The organism is Paenibacillus sp. P36 (assembly GCF_045866505.1).
Classification (GTDB): Bacteria; Bacillota; Bacilli; order Paenibacillales; family NBRC-103111; genus Paenibacillus_E; species Paenibacillus_E chondroitinus.
The window spans coordinates 4,877,173-4,896,362 of record NZ_AP038372.1; the positions used below are offsets into that span (position 1 = coordinate 4,877,173).

At 45.2% G+C, this 19,190-nt stretch carries 16 protein-coding genes; 6 read left to right on the forward strand and 10 right to left on the reverse strand.

Annotation, left to right across the window (positions count from 1 at the left end):
- Nucleotides 1-16: 16 nt before the first annotated feature.
- Both ACKTT9_RS21880 and ACKTT9_RS21885 read right to left on the reverse strand, forming a co-directional pair.
- Nucleotides 17-1,342: an aspartate aminotransferase family protein gene (locus ACKTT9_RS21880; RefSeq protein WP_407867622.1), complete on the reverse strand. Its 1,326-nt coding sequence runs from the start codon at nucleotides 1,340-1,342 to the stop codon at nucleotides 17-19.
- Nucleotides 1,339-2,823, reverse strand: coding sequence for a M81 family metallopeptidase (locus ACKTT9_RS21885; protein ID WP_407867623.1), 1,485 nt, complete (start codon nucleotides 2,821-2,823; stop codon nucleotides 1,339-1,341). Before ACKTT9_RS21885 ends, ACKTT9_RS21880 begins: the two co-directional genes overlap by 4 nt.
- A 215-nt stretch (nucleotides 2,824-3,038) precedes the next feature.
- On the opposite strand from ACKTT9_RS21885, the gene ACKTT9_RS21890 reads away from it, so the two are divergent.
- Nucleotides 3,039-3,248: an alpha/beta-type small acid-soluble spore protein gene (locus ACKTT9_RS21890; protein WP_127450781.1), complete on the forward strand. Its 210-nt coding sequence runs from the start codon at nucleotides 3,039-3,041 to the stop codon at nucleotides 3,246-3,248.
- Nucleotides 3,249-3,342: 94 nt separating this feature from the next.
- Here ACKTT9_RS21890 and ACKTT9_RS21895 read toward each other — a convergent pair whose 3' ends face one another.
- Nucleotides 3,343-4,125: a squalene/phytoene synthase family protein gene (locus ACKTT9_RS21895; RefSeq protein WP_407867624.1), complete on the reverse strand. Its 783-nt coding sequence runs from the start codon at nucleotides 4,123-4,125 to the stop codon at nucleotides 3,343-3,345.
- A 217-nt stretch (nucleotides 4,126-4,342) separates the two neighbouring features.
- Here ACKTT9_RS21895 and ACKTT9_RS21900 point away from each other — a divergent pair, with 217 nt between their 5' ends.
- Nucleotides 4,343-5,014 carry an SIMPL domain-containing protein gene (locus ACKTT9_RS21900; protein ID WP_407867625.1) on the forward strand — a complete coding sequence of 224 codons (672 nt, stop codon included), beginning with the start codon at nucleotides 4,343-4,345 and terminating at the stop codon, nucleotides 5,012-5,014.
- A gap of 16 nt (nucleotides 5,015-5,030) precedes the next feature.
- Here the strand turns inward: ACKTT9_RS21900 and ACKTT9_RS21905 are convergent, their stop codons facing one another.
- Nucleotides 5,031-5,906, reverse strand: coding sequence for a cation diffusion facilitator family transporter (locus tag ACKTT9_RS21905; protein WP_407867626.1), 876 nt, complete (start codon nucleotides 5,904-5,906; stop codon nucleotides 5,031-5,033).
- 254 nt (nucleotides 5,907-6,160) lie between these two features.
- On the opposite strand from ACKTT9_RS21905, the gene ACKTT9_RS21910 reads away from it, so the two are divergent.
- The 4 genes from ACKTT9_RS21910 to ACKTT9_RS21925 all read left to right on the forward strand — a co-directional run bounded on the left by ACKTT9_RS21910 (nucleotide 6,161) and on the right by ACKTT9_RS21925 (nucleotide 9,177).
- A complete protein-coding gene (locus ACKTT9_RS21910) occupies nucleotides 6,161-6,634 on the forward strand; it encodes a MarR family transcriptional regulator (RefSeq protein WP_407867627.1) in 474 nt (157 codons plus the stop codon).
- 148 nt (nucleotides 6,635-6,782) lie between these two features.
- Entirely contained in the window at nucleotides 6,783-8,024 is a 1,242-nt protein-coding gene (locus tag ACKTT9_RS21915) for an MFS transporter (protein ID WP_407867628.1), read from the forward strand.
- A 68-nt stretch (nucleotides 8,025-8,092) separates the two neighbouring features.
- Nucleotides 8,093-8,461, forward strand: coding sequence for a hypothetical protein (locus tag ACKTT9_RS21920; RefSeq protein WP_407867629.1), 369 nt, complete (start codon nucleotides 8,093-8,095; stop codon nucleotides 8,459-8,461).
- Nucleotides 8,462-8,550: 89 nt separating this feature from the next.
- Nucleotides 8,551-9,177 (forward strand): nitroreductase family protein, encoded by a 627-nt coding sequence (locus ACKTT9_RS21925; RefSeq protein WP_407867630.1) that lies wholly within the window; start codon nucleotides 8,551-8,553, stop codon nucleotides 9,175-9,177.
- 354 nt (nucleotides 9,178-9,531) lie between these two features.
- On the opposite strand, the gene ACKTT9_RS21930 is transcribed toward ACKTT9_RS21925, so the two are convergent.
- From ACKTT9_RS21930 to ACKTT9_RS21955, 6 genes are all read right to left on the reverse strand, one after another.
- On the reverse strand, nucleotides 9,532-11,775 hold the full coding sequence (locus ACKTT9_RS21930) for a glycosyl hydrolase family 95 catalytic domain-containing protein (RefSeq protein ID WP_407867631.1): 2,244 nt from the start codon (nucleotides 11,773-11,775) through the stop codon (nucleotides 9,532-9,534).
- A 15-nt stretch (nucleotides 11,776-11,790) separates the two neighbouring features.
- A complete protein-coding gene (locus ACKTT9_RS21935) occupies nucleotides 11,791-12,669 on the reverse strand; it encodes a carbohydrate ABC transporter permease (RefSeq protein ID WP_407867632.1) in 879 nt (292 codons plus the stop codon).
- Between the two features lie 19 nt (nucleotides 12,670-12,688).
- Nucleotides 12,689-13,621, reverse strand: a complete 933-nt coding sequence (locus ACKTT9_RS21940; RefSeq protein WP_246239323.1) for a sugar ABC transporter permease — start codon at nucleotides 13,619-13,621, stop codon at nucleotides 12,689-12,691.
- 115 nt (nucleotides 13,622-13,736) lie between these two features.
- Complete coding sequence (locus ACKTT9_RS21945; protein ID WP_407867633.1) at nucleotides 13,737-15,377, reverse strand: ABC transporter substrate-binding protein; 1,641 nt, start codon at nucleotides 15,375-15,377, stop codon at nucleotides 13,737-13,739.
- Between the two features lie 202 nt (nucleotides 15,378-15,579).
- Entirely contained in the window at nucleotides 15,580-17,904 is a 2,325-nt protein-coding gene (locus ACKTT9_RS21950; protein ID WP_407867634.1) for a helix-turn-helix domain-containing protein, read from the reverse strand.
- Between the two features lie 85 nt (nucleotides 17,905-17,989).
- On the reverse strand, nucleotides 17,990-19,117 hold the full coding sequence (locus ACKTT9_RS21955; protein WP_407867635.1) for an alginate lyase family protein: 1,128 nt from the start codon (nucleotides 19,115-19,117) through the stop codon (nucleotides 17,990-17,992).
- Nucleotides 19,118-19,190: the final 73 nt, after the last annotated feature.

Sequence of the window (19,190 nt, forward strand, 5' to 3'; positions counted from 1 at the left end):
TTCTGCGCCCACTCCATTAGCTACGATGAGCAGCGATTCGTTGTGCAACCTTTTCTACAGCAGCCAGTGTTTCCTGAACTTCCTTCTCCCCATGGGCGGTAGACACATACCACAGTCCATTCGGACGGACGAGGATGCCCTCATCGAGCATTTCTTCAGCAAAACGCGTATACAGCTGTGAATCTCGAAGGTTGAACGTATCGAAATCTGACACCTCGTCTCGATCGATAAACATGAGATGAAAGACAGGCCCCTGTTGATTCACAACCGCTTGGAGTCCGTTTGTTCTAAGAATCGAACGAATTCCCTCAGTCAATAGCGTGGCTGTATATTCCATGTCCTTGAACGCCTGCTTATCCGATTTGGACAACTCTTGGATCACAGCTAATCCCGCGGCTGTAGCTAGGCCATTTCCATTTAATGTCCCGAGATGCATAACCGTCCCTTCTTCAATGAGGCGCATAATGTCTCTTTTACCGGCTACCGCACTTAAGGGAATTCCCCCTGCCATCGCTTTGCCGATCGTCACAAGATCTGGAAGAATGCCGAATCGCTCGTGAGCACCGCCTAAACCCAATCGAAATCCAGTGATGACCTCATCCCAAATTAATACGATGCCGAACTTTGCAGTTAACTCCCTCATTTTCTCCATATACCCCGGTTTAGGGGCGATACATCCGGAATTACACATAACCGGCTCTGTTATAACCGCCGAAATCTCATGCTGATGTTTCGTTAAAGTTTCCTCCAAAGCTTCAGGATCGTTCCATGGCAGCAAAATGAGATCTTTCAGGCTGTTTTGGCTTTGACCCGCAGTTCCCTGGATTATTTCTGATCCAGCAGCTTCTGTATATCCGAGTGATGAAAAATCCGGGCTCGGGAAAGACGTGAAAATCACATCCGACCACCCATGATAATGTCCATAAAAGCGGACCGTTTTGGTCTTGCCCGTATAGGCGCGCGCCAGCCGTAGAGCCAACATCACCGCCTCAGTCCCCGATCCACTGAACGCCACTTGTTCCGCACAGGGCAATATTTCGGTTAAGCGCTGGCCCAATCGAATTTCACCCTCATGCTGCAAACCATATGTACTTCCTTTTTGCATAGCCTCATACAGTTGTTCGTTAAATGCAGGATGAGCATGACCGAGAATTAAAGGCCCATAGGCCAACATATAGTCGATATATTCATGATGGTCCACATCCAGAATTCTGGCGCCATAAGCCTTTTGCACATACAACGGCGTCGGTTTCATAGAGGCTCGAAGACTGCTTGCCACACCTCCCGCCACATAAGCTTTTGCTTCTTGCAATCTCTCTACGGATTGTAAGTATCTGTTCATTGGGCATGCTCCTTTTCAAGGAAATGAAATGGAAAAACGGATCGTGGAACATGATGGTAGGTTAGACGATGAAGTGAGGGGGTACAGCATCCTGGGGTATCTACTTCGATGACTTGCTTGGCGATAGGACCGAATGCGCTTATCCACGCGACGGCTGATTTAACCACAATGAGATGAAAATCTTGCGGATTCAAGCCTATGGATTCGACATGTCCAATATCCCATGGGGGAACACGTTCTTCTGTAAGAACAATTGTAACTTGATTAGTTTCAATGACAGCAGTTTTGCCCATATAAGCCACAGTGCCTTTCATATATGGCCCTCTATGCGTATACTTACCATCAAAAAGCAGCTTGATTTTTCCTTCAATTTCAACCGGATTTCCATGCAAGGTATCGCTTTTTCCACCTATAGCACATGAAATGTCATTGCCCACTCCTCGATCACATGCGATGGATACAGCTTCCCGATCACGAATAACGATCAAACTCCGAAGTGGAAGCTTTAATAGCTCAGGCAACAAATGCGTCCCATCGGCTGGAGCTCCCCCGCCTACATTATCCGACGCTTCAACAAGAAGGATGGGTCCCTCCTTGGCATCCATGGCAAGTCTGATCGCTTGCTCGGCATCAACTTGTTGGACGAGGAATTCATCTCGGTGTGACCAAGCCAGATCAGCCAGCTTCTTCGCGTAATGGTGGGCCAATGCTTCATTCCGATTGGTCGTTACCGCAAACGCCATTCCTGCAAAAGGCACATCACTATAAGGAAAACCACCACAGACAGTCACGTTAAGAACTTCGGGATCTTTCTCCATATCAAAGGCTTCTTCCATGATGGCCTTCATGATCCCTTTTGTCGTAATCATTTTTTGCGGTGCAACGAGCATGTTCGATCTGGCAATGGCCATGACAGGCTCAATCTCGCCGCGAATCTGACGAACCAAGAAATGCAGCGCTTCTTCTCCACGCTCATAGGCGTCAATATGCGGGTAGGTATCGTAGCCTACGAGAAAGTCGCATAATTGAGACATTTTCTCGCCCAAATTGGCATGAAGGTCTACTGTTACCGCTATAGGAATTTGCTCACCTGTAACACGACGGATAGCCTCCAATATGGCAGTTTCCATGTCGAAACAGTGTTCGGAAACCATTGCTCCATGAAGAATAACAACCATGCCATCAAGATCAGATGCAATTGAGCGTGTTAACTGTTCCAGAATCAGCCCGGCTGCTTCTTCCGACACGATGCCACTTGGCGTCGCTGACGTATACAGCCCTGGTACAAGTGTAACTTTCTCTTCTGCCGATGCAGTGACAACGCCTCCCATTGTCGTTCGGGTATGCTCAAATAAGTCGATGAAGGCGTCCCTCCCAAGCGTGAAACAATGTTGAAAATCATTCCAATGTGTCTGTACAGGAGCGAAAGTGTTCGTTTCATGGTAGACACCGACGACTCCAATGCGTAGTTGGCTTGACATGCAAATGTTCACCACCTAACAAATAATGGAATAAAACTGAGATATTCTGGAAATAGTGTAGCATACGAATTTTATTTATATCAAGAAAAATATTTTACATCCAGAAAATTAGTTCCAGGGTAAATTTACCAATCTTATTTGCAAAAAAAGCATGCATAATAGTTCCTCTCCCTCCGCATGATAGGAGTACACCAAAAAAAGGAGTGATTTTTTCCATGGCAAACAATAGTACATTAGTGGTTCCTCAAGCGAAAGCAGCTTTAAATCAAATGAAGTATGAAGTAGCTCAACAATTAGGAATTCCTCTTTCACCAGATGGTTACAATGGGAATCTCGCGACTCGCGACGCAGGCTCTATTGGTGGCAGCATTACAAAAAGATTGGTACAAATGGCTGAACAACAACTGCAAGGTTTCCAACGTTAATATTGCAACTTAGTAGCAAACACAAAAAAGACTCCACTCACCTTTCCTCCTCCTGGTGAATGTAGTCTTTTTTTCTATCTATGTAATGATCCGTTTATCCTGACACACGACTCACAATTTTAAGAACCGCATCTCTTGTCAGTTTATTACCGCCAACCGCGATAAGGTTAACCGTAGCATGAGCAAGCGCCAAGGGGATTTTGCAAAATTTCAATGCCGGACCTTCCTTAAGATCTGCGATATAAGAGTCGGCAAGTTGTAAATTGCGACGCGTGTACTGTTGCATTTCCTTCATTCCCCAACCGTCTGGAAAAAAGTCCACGCCGCGCTTCAGATCTTCTCCTCGATTTCGGAGAATATTTACCGCTTGCAGCCCTCTTCCGAAGCCGATCGCCTTCGTTCGATCGGATGTTGTCCCGTCATGCCACTGCCATAGTTCGGATAGCATTTCGCCGACCATGCCAGCAACGCTGTACGTATAACGGTCCAAATCTTCTTCCGTATGGATGTTCCATCCGCTTTGAACCCAATCGGCCATATCTAAAGACATCTTGGCGATGTAATGAAATACAATGGGAGCGCCAGAAGTTGGACATAGCTGTGCCCACTCATCAAGCTGCATCGTAACGGCAGGCAATACCGCCTTATGTGGTGATAGTAAAGTTTGTATCTCCGCCATCGGGTTAGGAGATTGGAATGCTTGATGTACTCCAACTAGTAACTCAATTTTCAATTTGTCATCTAGATCATCATGATCTTCAATTTCGTCTATAGCCCGCATACATAGATAGGCTGATGTGACAGCCTCTTTCAAGCCTAAATCCAAACTATTTATAGGTATATAAAAAGTACGGCTTGTTTCCTTCAACATGGTCATTGCATCATTCAGGACGACGTTATTAATGAAATTCTCCCTCCAAGTAATCGTTTAGCATATAACTTCTAGATAGCTAGATATAATGATAACACACGTTGTCATTGTCAATCCAAATTTTAATAACATTTCTCTACGAAGCTCCCCGTCAGCCTCCGTTATGTTTCCAAGGAAATCCTCATACATTGAGTAATGACTGCCACTAGAGAGGAGTTCTTCCATGTACGGGTATCCAATTAACAAGACAGCATCTCCTTCGAATTCAGTCCACTCATCTACCATCGAAGTCCTGGGTGAGGGTTCTGTGACCGCAACACCTGACCGGGCTGTGGTTGATCTTGGCGTTGTGACGGAGGGTCCTAACTTGCAGGCCATTCAGGCTGAAAACGCCAAAGCCATATCCAACATCATTCAATCTATAATGAGTCTAAACATCCCCCGAGAAAAGATACAAACGCAAGATTATCGTATAGAAGTCGTTAATGATTATGTAGATGGGAAACAAATCTTTCGAGGTTATAAGGTCACCCATCTGCTGCAAATCACCACGGATCATGTAGGTCAGACAGGAAAACTTGTTGATACAGCCGTTGCGAATGGCGCGAATCAAGTCACGAGCATTCAGTTTACTATAGCACATCCAGAATTTTATGAGAATCAAGCCTTGTCGGTAGCTATTCAACATGCACGTCAAAAAGCTTATACCATCGCAAATACACTAGGTGTGACGCTTGGTGCAATCCCTTCCCAAGTGCAGGAATCTCCGCTGCCGGCAGGGCCAATGCCTTACTTGGCTACGGCCAAGTTTGCTGCAAGCGCGGTTGAAACTCCTATTGAACCTGGACAATTAACGATCAAAGCGGCGGTTCGCGTGTGGTATCTTTTTGCCTAATTCATTTGCAGGCAGCTCATTTAGCAGGTTCGTAATGGACATGAACTTCAAATACTTCTGACGTCTTCTTTAATTCATTTTCCACTTTTGTTGCAATATCATGAGCTTTTTGAAACTCCAAATCTGCTTTTACCGAAAGAACAACATCAACAACCGCATTGCTTCCGTAATTTCTAGCGCGGAGGTCCTTCACACTTTCAACCCCTTCCACCTGCAGCACGGTATCTTTAAAAGCTTGAATTGCCGCTTCATCGAAACCGTCTGATAAATGATGAGAGGCTTCACGGAATATGTCCCATGCTGTTTTACATATAATAAATCCAACCAATACCGCGGTCAAAGGGTCAAGCCAAGGCAAACCGAATTGGGAACCAATGATGCCGATGACGGTACCGATACTTACAAAGGCATCGGACAAATTATCTTTTGCTGCAGCCATGACGGCTTGACTTTTAATTTTTTGGGCAAGTTTTTTATTATAACGATAGACAACATACATAACAACCGCACAGAAAATCCCCGTCCACACAGATATGAGGTCCGGAGCTTGCCCTTTCGCTTGAAAAATGGATTTGACAGCGGTGATAAATACATCCAGTCCTACTGCCATCATGATGAATGATGCGACTAATGAGGCAATCGTTTCTGATTTCCAATGTCCATACGGATGATTTTCATCCGCCGGTTTTTGAGCCAATTTTAATCCGATCAAGACCGCTATGGATGCCACAATATCTGTCGCATTGTTTAATCCATCAGCTTTTAAAGCTTCAGAACCTGAAAAATGTCCTATGATTAACTTCAAGGCGGAAAGACATATGTAGGCAACAATGCTGATGACAGCTCCCCGCTCACCCATTTTTAAATTTTCATATCTCGTTTCTTGTTCCATAGCCCTGTACTCCCCTCGGCTTTTCGCTCAGCTTGTTCATCATATCAACCGAAGTTTGTGTGGGTCTAGAGAAACGTTTTTTCATATGGCTGAAAAAATAGGTAGGGGTAAAGAAAGTTGCCTCATACAAAAAGATTAGGCTTATAGCAATCTATGATGGGTTGTGTATGTTGTATTAAGTTGCTTATAATGAAAATTCAGTAGATAATTAATTTCATATAAAGTTCATGCTCCAACGGCTGGGAGGACAAGCCATGAATAAAGAAGATCAAGTCATCATGAGGTTCAGGGACTTATTCAATAAGATGGTCTGGCTTAATAAATCTAAGATGGAAGTTAGTCTTAAGGGGTATACGTCAACTGAGGTTCATTGCATCGAATACATTGGCAGAAATGAAGATTCCAACGTGACCAAGCTTGCGGAATCCTTTTATATGACAAGCGGTGCCATAAGTAAACTAACGAAAAAGCTCATACAAAAAGGCCTTATCGAAAGCTATCAGAAGCAGGAAAATAAGAAAGAAATTTATTTCAGGCTTACTGAGCAAGGCAAAGAAATTGATAAAGTCCACGAGGAACTCCACAACGAATTTAGAGAGCGGGATAAAGCCGTATTTGAACAGGTAACCGAGAAACAATTTGATAGTATGCTTAAATTTGTAGAAAAGTATAGCAGCCATTTGGATGCTGAGATAAAGAAAATGGGGATGGATCTTAAATCGGAATAAAGTTTACTCATAAAAATGCACAAGCAGCCGGACTCTCTGATGAGTTGGCTGCTTTTTTATTCCCTTATTTTTGTTGACAAGGAAGCAAAATCGTGATAATTTTGTTTCCTAGGAAGCAAAATAAATATATGTTGAAAGGAGACTTTACGTGTCTTCAATACCATCACAAAATAAACAGAACATAGAGCAAACCGTAGATAAGAAGGCATTACTCTTCGGGTTAATGTCTGTGTTTCTTTGCGGAATAGGCTTCAGTATCATAGCACCTGTCGTTCCATTCCTTGTCCAACCTTATACAAGCAGTCCGGGCGAACAAGCCATAGCGGTTACCCTGCTGACCTCAGTTTACGCAGTCTGTGTGTTTTTTGCGGCCCCCGCACTTGGAGCGCTAAGCGACAGATATGGCCGTCGCCCCTTGCTCTTAATATGCCTCACGGGTTCCGCGATCGGGTACTTCGTCTTTGGCTTAGGAGGTGCCCTATGGATACTATTTGTCGGACGTATCATTGAAGGTATTACTGGCGGAAGCATAAGCACGATTTTCGCCTATTTTGCAGACATCATTCCGCCGCAACAAAGAACCAAATACTTCGGATGGGTGAGCGCCGTTGTTGGTGTAGGCACGGTCATAGGCCCAACTTTAGGTGGTTTACTTGCCAAGTTTGGATATGCTGCGCCCATGTATTTTGGAGCTATTATCACCTTATTGAATGTTGGTTTTGGATTGCTATATATGCCTGAGAGCCTCGACAAGAAAAATAGGCTGAAAGAGATTACCCTCGTAAGGTTAAATCCATTTGCGCAACTCACAAACCTGCTTTCCATGAAAAGTTTAAAAAGACTGCTTATCTCCGCGTTCTTACTGTGGATTCCCAACGGATCTTTACAGGCCGTTTTCTCTCAATTTACCATGGATACTTTCAGTTGGAAGCCTGCAGTAATAGGACTTATGTTCTCAATCATCGGATTCCAAGATATCCTTTCACAAGGTTTAATCATGCCGAAGCTTCTGATAAAACTTAAGGATGCACAAATAGCCATCCTTGGGATGGTTTCGGAAATCATAGGTTACATCCTTATTGCGTTATCAGCTTTGTTTACTTTCTACCCTCTTTTTATAGCTGGAATGTTTATATTCGGTTTCGGAGATTCCATCTTTGGGCCTTCGTTCAACGGCATGCTCTCCAAATCTGTCGATGCCAGTGAACAAGGAAGGATTCAAGGTGGCAGCCAGTCTATTCAAGCATTAGCGCGAATGATTGGACCGGTTATTGGAGGACAAATCTACGTCTCGCTTGGCCATGCTGCACCTGCTTTTATGGGGATGATTCTGATCGCTGCGGCGATATTTGTTTTGTATAGGGGGACAATGCGGAAGAGCGTAGTATGATTAAAATTTTCCATAATTGAAACATTATTCATCTATGTTTCGTCTTTGGTTGCGGAGGTAGATCTGCAATGAAGAAACTTATCATATTGATTGCATTAATTATTGAGGTAATACATTCAAATGAAATGATTAATGTAGAAGCCGTTTTGAATAATTCATCTGACCATTCATTTACTATTGATCATGCATCAGGGGTGTTTTATTTTATTGTTAAAGATAAAAACGGCAAACAAGTAAATACTTTTGTGATGCCTTTGGTAGCAAAATCCCAAGTGTTACTTGGTCATGGTAAAATAAAAGAAATTTATACATTCAAAATCAAAAATGCTGAAGCCTATGAGATTTCAGCAACTGCTAAATTCAAGATAAACAATGAGAATATTGAAAAATTATACAATATAGAAACTAATAATATAAAAATTAACATAATTAATTAATTCAATGTAATCATTGACATTCATCCAAATATAGGCATATGATTCGTTTATACTATGAGTCTTGTACATCCTATAGGAGGCATCCATCCATGAGTGATTTTTCAACAATTGTTAAAGAGCGTAGGTCTGCCAATAAATTCATCCCGAATATTGAAATTCCTAATGAAGATTTAACTGATATCCTGAACACGGTAAAATTTGCTCCATCTGCTTTTAACCTGCAACATGCCCACTACATCATCGTAAAAGACCCTGCTATAAAAGATGAAGTTTATCAAGCGGCTTATAAACAATATAAAGTTCAAACGGCATCGGCAGTTATTCTCGTATTAGGAAACCTTGATGCTTATAAAGATGCTGCTAGATTAAATGAGGGATTACTGCAACTCGGGGTGATCTCCAAACAGGAATATGATATGACGGTGGAGGATGTTACGAATTTTTATGAAAATCGAGGCGACGGCTTTAAACGCGACGAAGCGATCCGAAATGCCAGCCTCTCGGCACAACTGTTCATGCTCGCTGCCAAGGAAAAAGGCTGGGATACTTGCCCGATGATCGGTTTTGACGCGGAAATGATGCGTCAAATCCTGCATATACCGGACAATTATGTCCCCGCCCTGCTCCTCACAATAGGGAAAGAAGATTTAGAGAAACGCAGACCGCGTGGCTATCGCAAACCAGTGGGAGAATTCACGAGTTTTGATCGCTTCTAGAATGTTACAAGCAAGCTACTAAAAAAAATCCCGGCGAGGAAGATCTCGCCGGGATTTTTTGCGCTAACGGACTGTAATGACCCTATTCGCTGCTTTTGGCACAGGAATTGCAGCTAACGGACCCACACGCCGCTAATCGCCGAGAAGTTCCCTAAATCAACATCAAATTCAATAGATAACGGCACCTTAGTCCGTTAGCTTCTTAAATTTAGCCAAATAAGCAGAATAACGGCTTGTGGGTCCGTTACAAACCATCCACCTCCATGGGTTGAGGAAGTTGAGCAGGAGCAGCTAGCTCATATCACGGAGCTAAAGGGCCTACCTCCTCTACGGTTAACGGATGGTAACGCTCGGTCACAATCGGCCAGAGGGAAATCCATAAAGCCTCCACGGCTTATGTCCCCCAAAATAACACGATACCTTGTCATTTCCTTGGACAGGCTGCACACGCAGATCGGGTACTGCTTTGCCAACGAAAAGAATAACCTCCTCACCTGCATGCAAATCCAGCGATATTTCATCATCGATGAACGATTCACCAGACACTCGAACAGTATTGTCATTCCCAATAATGTTCCAACGCACAAGCCCCTTCCACCCCGTCTTAACCAAACAGAGTTCTCCTGCCAAACTTTTTACTCGGATCCACTGGGTGGCACCCTCTTTGCGCACAGCGCTGACGAGGAAAGCTCCTTCCGCTCGCAAATCGTGGAACGCCAACTCCCTCCAAGCTTCCGGCACCGCCGGAAGCACACGCAGCTTGCCGCCCCAGCTCTGAAGCAGCATATCGTGTATCGACTCGGCACCGGCCAGCGGTGTTTCGATCACCGGTCCCGCTTCCTTGTACATCGTATTCGGCTTGATGATCAGCAGAAGCGATTGCAGCAATCGCAATGCCTCATCCCCCCAACCAAGAACAGCGGCAATTGAAGCTGCCCCCGTCATGCTGAATCCCCGCAGATCGCCTTCTTTGCCCAGCCAATGGCGCAAAGAAGTTGCGATTAATTCGTGCTCCTCTCCCGTCTCTCCTCCGATGAGATGCAGCGGAAAAATCGCCAGCAAGTGACTGAAATGACGATGCCCGTAAGCAAGCGGCATATCTTTCCCAACCATATACCCTGTCTCATCGACGGGTAGCGGAACCAGCTTCGCCAGGATGCCTTCCCAAACCTGGATCAATGGATCCTTTATCGCCAGCTTTTGATTAATATGAAGCAATGTTTCGCAGCCCCAGCGAAGCAAGGAGAGATCATAATGGCAATCCCGCACGGTGGTGCGCATGAACGAGCCGTATTCCGGTGAAATCGTCGGAGGCAAATGAAGGAAACCGTCCTTCCCCTCCTCTAACAAATGCCGATAATAGTTCACGCTGCGTTTTAAGATCGGGAATAAGACTTCTCCCAGCAGCTTTTCGTCCATGGCATATCGGTAATGCCGCCAAATACTATGACAAATCCAGGTCAAGTTTCCGACCTCATCCTCGACTGGGGCCTTCAAATCAAAGCTGCAACTGCGCCCTAATCCAGCCGAATCATGCCGGCAATCTTCCGGTACATTTAGAATCAAATTATCCCAGTTGTCAGTTAAGGTACGAATCAGCGACTCTCCCATTTGCAAACGATTAGCTGTATATACCGGCGAGTAACTCATCTGTACGTTCATATTGAACCAGACACCTGGCCATGGTGTGGATGTGAGCCATGGTCCTTGATTATCAATCAATGGCTGATCCGGTCTGGTTGCCGATGCCAATTTGTACATTTGAATCCAATAAAAGCTTTCAAGACGGCCATCCGGCAATGAAACAAAGCTTTGGCGATAATACTGATGCCACCAATCACGGTGGGCTTGCACCCATTCTTCAAAATCGGCAGCCGATGCCTGCGCTACAGCCTCTACAGCTTCAGCAATCGCCGATTCATTGTGCCCATTGGCAATGGAAAGCCAGCAGATACGGCGATTCGGAGAAATCTGCACATCCTTCCAAGCGGTCACGCAGCCATCCTCACCCGAATAGCGTTGGGTGCAGACATGTATGCCGTCCGCTAATTCCGAGTGTTCCACTTCTGTCGCAGGTATATATTGATTTAAATTCACACCGTCTGCATTTTTGAGTACGGGATCAACTTCCGGATAGGCATACCAGGCACATCGGGCAGCGCTTTCTCCGGGAGTTGTCTCAATCTCTACAGCTATTACTGGATAGAGACTATGTACAAGCGAGCGAAGCTTGACCTCTCCGCTCGTTGTCGTCAGTGTCGCCTGCAATTCAGCATTCCACAAGCTAACCCGCATATGTGTCGGATGATAGATTCTTCCTGCCAATTCCAGATCCAGCTCGCCGAGAGGAACGCGAGGAGGAAATCCAGGTTTGTCTACCCGATTCGCCGTCACATCCGTGCGGCCGGTAACCATGCGGAGAACATGCCGTTTGCTGGCATGCTCCTCGCCATAAACCATCGTACCCAGTAAACCGTTACCCAGGAATGCCCCTTCATCCCAGCTAACCGGCTTTACTACCCATTCCATATCGTTGGCTGTCATGAAACGCTCCCAATCTACCTCCATATGAATCGCCGAACTGTTGCTTTCTTTCACGCCAAGTCTCCTCCTTTATCCCTTGATGGCACCAATAAGCGCACCTTTGACGAAATATTTCTGCAAAAATGGATAAACGAACAAAATCGGAACCGTAGCAACAATAATTGTCGCATACTTTAACGTAGCGGCAAGCATAGCCGCATCCCCATCTGAAGCGCCTGTGTTCGCATTGGCTTCCCCTTGCAGCAGAATCTCCCTTAGCACTAATTGCAGCGGATAGAGCGAACGCTCCTGCAGAAAAATCATCGCATTGAACCAGGAGTTCCAATGGCTCACACCGTAATACAGCAGCATCACGGCGATCACGGGCATCGAAAGCGGCAGTACGATTCGGAATAAAATGACGAAATCGTTCGCTCCGTCCATTTTGGCCGACTCCTCCAATGCATCGGGAATGGCTTCGAATGCGGTCTTCATCAGAATCAAGTTGAACGTATTAATAGCCTGCGGAACGATAAGTGCCCATAGGGAATCAACGAGCCCAACTCCCTTGACCGTCAAGTAGAGCGGGATCAACCCTCCGCTAAAGAACATGGTAAAGATGATAAACAACATAAGCGGCTTGCGGTATTGCAAGCTTTTGCGCGAAAGAGCGTAAGCTCCGAATGAAGTCAGAGTAATATTAAGCGCCAAGCCCATCAGTACGACAAACAAGGTGTTTCCATAACCTTTTAAGATCATCGGATTGCGGAAGACATTCGTATAGGCATCAAGCGAGAAACCAATGGGACGCCATAAAATGCCTTTGTGCCCCATCAGGCTTCCGGCGTCACTGACGGAAGCAAACGCCACATAAAGCAGCGGATATACGGTAAGGACCATCAACAAGAAAAGCAATACCGTATTGATATAATCAAAGCATTTCTCAGAGAAGCTCGCTTTGTTCAGCATGATGATCTCTCTCTCCTTTTTACCACAAGCTCGTATCGTTAAATTTGCGGCTTAACCAGTTGGATGAAATGAGCAGGACAAAGTTGATGACCGAGTTAAACAAGCCCACCGCTGAACTGAAGCTGTAATTGAAATCTTGCAGACCAACGCGATAGACATAGGAGGAAATCACGTCAGCTGTCTCATAAGTACCCGGGTTATACAGCAAAATGATTTTCTCAAACCCGACATTCATCATACGGCCGATATCGAGGATTAGCAGAATAATGATCGTTGGCATAAGTCCCGGCAAGGTGACGTGTGTCATTTGCTTCCATCGTCCTGCACCGTCGATTTTGGCTGCTTCGTATTGCTCTTGGTCGATCCCGGTTAAAGCGGCTAAGAAAATGATCGTCCCCCAGCCGATATTTTGCCAGATACCTGACGATACATACACCGTGCGGAATAAGCTGGGTTCAAGCAAGAAGGTCACGCGCTCTCCGCCGAAAAAAGCGACAATATCGTTGATAACCCCTTCACTGGAAGTGAAATCCTTGAGAATCCCGCAAATGACAATCAATGAAATAAAATGAGGCATGTACGTTATCGTTTGCACAGTTCTTTTAAACAAAGCATGCTTTAATTCATTCAGCAAAAGTGCTAAGACAATCGGAGCCGGGAATCCGAATAGCAACTGATAGAAACTGATTAGAACCGTATTCTTGATCGTTCTCCAAAAGTAAGGACCCGTAAAAAATTCGCGAAAATGCTCGAATCCGACCCAATCACTGCCCCAAATGCCAAGTCGCGGGGAGAAATCCTTGAATGCGATCATAGCCCCATACATGGGCGCGTAGTGGAACACAACATAGTAAATCAGAACAGGAAGCAGCATCACATAGAGCAGTTTGTTTTTACGAATATCCAGTAAAATGCCGAAGTTCAATTTCCTTTTTTCCTCAAGGGTTGTCATCGGCTTGGTTTTGGAAATCATGGTGTTCATAGCATCACCCTCTCCATCCTTGGCGTTGTTAGGCGGAAGGCCGGAACGCAACATCCCATCCTCCGCCAGCATTGCCGTGGACTATTTATCTCTTATTGTATCGATCCAGAGCGCCTTGATAGATTTGGGTGACCTTGTCGATTCCCATTTCTTTGATCCGCTTCACATAATCATCGAATTTGTCGATCGGTTCTTTGCCCATTACAAATTTGACGAACATCTCTTCTTTGTAACTCGTAATCGCCGTGTTTAATTTGGCGAGTTCCTTACTTTCCTCGGCTGTCGGTGTTAAAAAGAGCGGCATCACGTGCTTGACAGCGTCCGTTTGTTCCCAAATTTTGATCGCTTCATCTTGTTCTTTGAACGTATTGAAACTTTTCCGGCTATCGCCCAGGAATGGACCGTTCGGTTTCGTGTATTGGGTAACCATTTGTTGCAAATTATATTTCGGATCTTTCGTGATTTTTTCAGAAAACTTAGGAACGCCATTATCCATCGTGTAGCTTTCGCCCTCAATCCCGAAGTTGAAGAGCATGCTGCCTTTTGGGCTATAGGCGTAATCCATCCATTTGACGGCCAGTTCCGCATGTTTGGAATCCCCGGAAACCGCCTTGCTTGCAGCAGGGTTATATTTGAAGTCACGTTGGCCGATGAAAGCGCGCTCACCTTTATTCAACGTAGGATATGGAGCGGCAACGAGTTGGAATTTCGGATTTTTCTTCTTACCGGTATCCATCCATCTGCCCATACCTCCGCTCAATAAGCCGACCGTTGCACCAGAAGCATCACTCATCAATTTGGTATCCAGCGACTTGGAGTCCGTGTTAAGCGCAAAGTCTTTATCCAGCAAACCTTCAGCATACCATTTGTGCAGCAAAGCCAGTGCATCCTTGAATTGAGGATCTATAGGACCGTATTTCACTTTGCCCTGATCGTCGATATAGAAGCGATTTGCTGTTTTGTAAGCACCGATAAAGGCGTCTTGAATATTCAATTCATTGCTGTACTGCGCTGAAAATGGTGCGGTTGCCCCTTTTTTCTCCTTGAACGCCTTGAGCACCGTATACCACTCGTCGATTGTCGTAGGCACTTGAAGGTTCAACTCATCCAACCAGTCTTTGCGGATCATCGGTCCCCTGAATACCAATCCGTTGTCTGGCCGAATCATTGGGAATGCGTAATAGGTACCATTGTCAGTCTTGATCATTTTATCCAGCTCTTTATCCTGCTGAAGCAATTTCTTTAAGTTAGGAGCATTTTTATCGATCAAATCGTTTAGAGGTAAAATGACCTTGTCCGTAATGGCCTTCTCCGGTCCGCCCGGATATGCTGCTGCTCCACCGCCGCCCCAATTGTATTCAATGACATCCGGTAAATTATTCGAAGCGATCAACAGGTTGAATTGGTCCTTCGATTGGCCGTCTGCCGGGTGCGTATACTTCACCTTAACACCAGTTTCGCTCTCTAAGCGTTTACCGAATGGCGATTCAGCCAAGTTAGGGACGAATGACGCCAGATTCGTGTCGATCTGTTCCCAAGAAGTTAAAGTATCTTGTGTGCTGATCGGATATTGGCCTGCTGCGGCTGAAGGTGTTGCCGTCGTTTTCGCCGTTCCTGTTTCACTTGGCGCCCCCGTATTCACTTTGGAACAGGCGACGAACATGCTCGAAGCTACTACAACGCTTAGCGCGATGCTAATTGAATTTCTTTTGGAATGTTTCCTCATAGGTAATCCCCCTCGTATCATATAGTGCATCTCGTCTTGCAGCACCATGGCTTAAGTATGGAGGGTAGACCGCCTTTTTGAATATCGTCAAAACTGCAAATCCCCCTTTAAAATCCGTAAAAGGCAATCATCAGAATCCCAAATCGTTATGCAAAAAATGAAAAGCCGCCCAAGCAAGCTTGTACGACTTCCATAAAACAGATCACAATGGTTTCAGTTCTTTGTATTTCCCTGGTGTGATGCCCTCGAATTTCTTAAACGTCCGGTTAAACGTATTGATATCGTTATATCCGACCTTTCGCGCAATTTCCATAATCGATAACGGCTGTTCGGTTAGCAGCTTTTTGGCCTCTTCCAAACGTGTACGGCTTATGAAATCAAGAAGAGCATCACCGGTTTGAGCTTTAAATTGTTTGGATAGATAAGAAGGCGTGATGCCAAATTTCTCTCCAATCATTGAAATGTTCAAATTTTCTTCGGCGTAATTAGCCTTCACATAAGCGCTAACCAGATCACCAAGCGGACTATACTCCTGCTTACGATCGGCTTGAATGGACTCACAGACCTGTTCGAGAATCGAAAGAATTTCTCTTTTCATTTCTTTTATGGTTTCACATTCGGATAATCGTTCCACAGGGTTGAATTGTTCCATGAAGGACTTTTTATTCCCTTGGGAACCGATTTCATTCATTGTTTTCAGCATCGTGCTCGCTAGATCGAACATCAGACATTTGCCCAGCGGCACCGATAAAACGGAATTGGACACATTTGTTTCAATAATTTGATCAATGATCGAGCTCGACTTTTCATAATCGCCAGTCTTGATAAAATTAATCAATTGCTGCTCCACGTGCAGCGGATAATAATAAGTTCCGGCCTGCCGAACAGCCTCGGAGCTTGGTAATTCGTCGTAACGAATGATCGCTCCGCTACCTTTGACAAGTCGATAAGCCATCGCTGACAAAGCTTCTTGATACGCTTCGGCAATACCAAACAATTCCTCATGAATAGCGCTAATCGACACTGTCAAATGCACATGAAAATGATCATGCAGGAATAATTTCACCGAATCAGCAACTCGGCTCAGCTCATCCGTATCCGGCTCTTCGGAGCCAAAATTAAAAATACAGGCTTGCATATCCTCAATTTCCGTCGTGAAGCCCCGGTTCTGAAGGCCAATCACTTCTTCCACGACATTCATTAGAATGAATTGCATCAATTTTATTTTCTGCGGATCAATGGCCACATCTTCCTGAAATTTGCCAAAATGATCGATGTGGAACAATATCACCGCAAAATGCGGAGAATCCAGCCGGATATCATGAGCGGAAAGCGATTCATGTACGGGGATATCCTGTTCCAGGTTACCCTTCAGCAGCCCCTGCAAGAAATGGGAGCGAATGGCGTCACGATGTTGGTGCAACCGGCGGTCCACCTGCTCTTTTTCGGCAAACGTATTATTGAGCGCATCTTGCAAAAAGCCGTATTCGTTCGTCCCCTCCGCAAACGAAATCCCTGCTTTCATCGAGAAACTTCGAATGAGGTGATGAATCGGATTGTAATTTTTGCGCAGGAACAAGAACGTAACCAGCCCTCCCAGAAGAAGACTAAGAATTATGCTTGCATAGACCAAGCTTTTCATATACTTCATCTTATCGTCAAAGCGCTCGGCAGGAATCATCGACATGTATTTCCATCCTGTCCTAGCCGAGGTTGTATACGATACAGCCACTTGTTTAGCCGCTACATCCCCGTAAAAAAGTCCATTTTCCCCTGTGAATTTATCGTAGGTGAGAAAATCAGGGGTTTGCTCAAGACCGCTTGAAGCAACTAATCGATTCTCTTTATCTAGTACCGCTACCGATGTTGCTTCGGACGGCGGGATATTGGCCAGCAGCTTGGAATCTTTCATGACAAACAGGAGCACAGCTCCGGGCTGATCCCGATTCGCCAACGTAACGGATTTGGCAAACAAAACGGCTTTATAGGCATTATCATCCTCCGTTATCGTAACCGGGGTATATTCCTGAATGTAGCGTTGATCCAAATATGTCTTCCACGCCTCATAGCCTTTAAGGGTCTGTCCATCCAACATTTGAAACAGTTGGCGGCTATCTGTCCGATTGCGCGTGGATATCACTGTGTCGCTATTTTTGTAATACAGATAAATTTGTTCAATAAACTCATTGGCTGTCTGGTAGACCCGCAAATCATTGGATATGGTGACTAAATCGTAATAATCGTTATCCGTAAGCGGCTGAGATGTATTGATAAAAGCGTTCACCTGTTTATTCAGCGAAATTTCCAAACTCAATCGCTCGATACCGCCCAGGCTGTTGTCGATTGCCAATTCCATCTGCTTCAGTGCGTTATTGTTGGCGCGATTCACCTCCGATTCAACCACATGCCAGGAAGCCGCATATAAAATTCCGCTAATAATAATCGGAACGAGAAGAACCGAAATATAAGAGGTAAGCCAAGTAACGATGACACTGCGTTTATTGAACCGGATCCGATTAAACTTCATTAGTCCTAACCCCTTATCGCCATGATGTAACTGCTTTCATTTATTATAACGAAAATCTGTGGAACCGTCTTGTCGATCTAACAACTCATAGCCAAAGCAGCGGTTGCCGGATCGCTATATTTCGTCTGACTTCGGCCTGCTGTGGGTTTTGGTCGAGCGTTCTCCATAAAGCAAGCAGCCTTTCAGAACCATTCGCAAGCCCGGTAAATAGGAAGAAAGACATAGCTACCGGCCAATCCTTATCATATTCAACATCAGCTCCGTAAGGCCACAATCGTTTATTTTCCAAATACGGCAGTAGAAAATGGATTCCCTTCTGTACGCCTCGCCCATCAGGAAGTTGGAATTCCCATAGGTTATCTTCCGGTGTGGCGAGGATATGCGTGAGCGTGACAAAATTATCCAACGTGAACAAAGAATACGCATAAGGCTTCGTACGAGACAATTCTCTTGGAAAACTGCCATCGAGATCCATCTGCTCCGCGAGCAATCTACTCTTGTATGCTTCTCTGCAATAATCCAGCATACCAGAATGACCCGTTAACTTTGCGAAAGCTGCTGCCTGTACAAACCAGCAAATCCCGTGGTTGTTGGGCTCATTTCGTTCTTCCACCCCTTGTGGGTGCTCGTTCATCCATTGCAGATATTGTGCGAACCAGTTAGTGACCTCTTGCAAAACCTGTTTATCCGGCAAGGAGATATCTTCACCATTCAGCACGTGTACAGCTGCCGCCACATCAATCAGATGCAGCGTATCGATGACCCCGATCCCTCGTCCGTTGCAAACACCAGGAATCGCTTGTGCATAAAGCAAGTGCGGATTCATTCGAGTGTTCTTGTCTATAAAAAATGCGTTTAACAGCTGTACGGCTTTCGCTGCATATGGCTGCTCCCCCGTTATACGGTAAGCGGAAGTCAAACAGGCGACCAAGGAGCGCATGCGTCTAAGCAAATTTCGATGTTCATGGAAATTATCCGGATTGCTTTCACCGTCACGACGAACATAAGGCAGCCCATCCGGCGTATTGGGATTGGGCCACCAGTAATCTCCATTTGAATAATAATCGTGCGCACTTCCGGGGCTTTGCAGAGCTCTCGCTTCTGTGATATGTATGCTTGGAGAAGCTAGTGCAGCTTCAGCCCCCTGAAGGATCGTCTCCAAATCCAAATATTGACCCCAGTTCTCTTTGTTTACTTGGTAAATACCCTTCATGCTCCCTAGCTCCTTTTTATTCGAATATATAAAGCACTAAATGCAGCAGATCAGCCCCGGAATTCCGGGAGGC

Excerpts from the sequence above, each read along its gene's own strand:
- ACKTT9_RS21880 (WP_407867622.1), bottom strand. The coding sequence starts at position 1,342 with ATGAACAGATACTTACAATCCGTAGAGAGATTGCAAGAAGCAAAAGCT.
- ACKTT9_RS21885 (WP_407867623.1), bottom strand. The coding sequence starts at position 2,823 with ATGTCAAGCCAACTACGCATTGGAGTCGTCGGTGTCTACCATGAAACG.
- ACKTT9_RS21890 (WP_127450781.1), top strand. The coding sequence starts at position 3,039 with ATGGCAAACAATAGTACATTAGTGGTTCCTCAAGCGAAAGCAGCTTTA.
- ACKTT9_RS21895 (WP_407867624.1), bottom strand. The coding sequence starts at position 4,125 with ATGACCATGTTGAAGGAAACAAGCCGTACTTTTTATATACCTATAAAT.
- ACKTT9_RS21900 (WP_407867625.1), top strand. The coding sequence starts at position 4,343 with ATGTACGGGTATCCAATTAACAAGACAGCATCTCCTTCGAATTCAGTC.
- ACKTT9_RS21905 (WP_407867626.1), bottom strand. The coding sequence starts at position 5,906 with ATGGAACAAGAAACGAGATATGAAAATTTAAAAATGGGTGAGCGGGGA.
- ACKTT9_RS21910 (WP_407867627.1), top strand. The coding sequence starts at position 6,161 with ATGAATAAAGAAGATCAAGTCATCATGAGGTTCAGGGACTTATTCAAT.
- ACKTT9_RS21920 (WP_407867629.1), top strand. The coding sequence starts at position 8,093 with ATGAAGAAACTTATCATATTGATTGCATTAATTATTGAGGTAATACAT.
- ACKTT9_RS21925 (WP_407867630.1), top strand. The coding sequence starts at position 8,551 with ATGAGTGATTTTTCAACAATTGTTAAAGAGCGTAGGTCTGCCAATAAA.
- ACKTT9_RS21935 (WP_407867632.1), bottom strand. The coding sequence starts at position 12,669 with ATGCTGAACAAAGCGAGCTTCTCTGAGAAATGCTTTGATTATATCAAT.
- ACKTT9_RS21940 (WP_246239323.1), bottom strand. The coding sequence starts at position 13,621 with ATGACAACCCTTGAGGAAAAAAGGAAATTGAACTTCGGCATTTTACTG.
- ACKTT9_RS21945 (WP_407867633.1), bottom strand. The coding sequence starts at position 15,377 with ATGAGGAAACATTCCAAAAGAAATTCAATTAGCATCGCGCTAAGCGTT.
- ACKTT9_RS21950 (WP_407867634.1), bottom strand. The coding sequence starts at position 17,904 with ATGAAGTTTAATCGGATCCGGTTCAATAAACGCAGTGTCATCGTTACT.
- ACKTT9_RS21955 (WP_407867635.1), bottom strand. The coding sequence starts at position 19,117 with ATGAAGGGTATTTACCAAGTAAACAAAGAGAACTGGGGTCAATATTTG.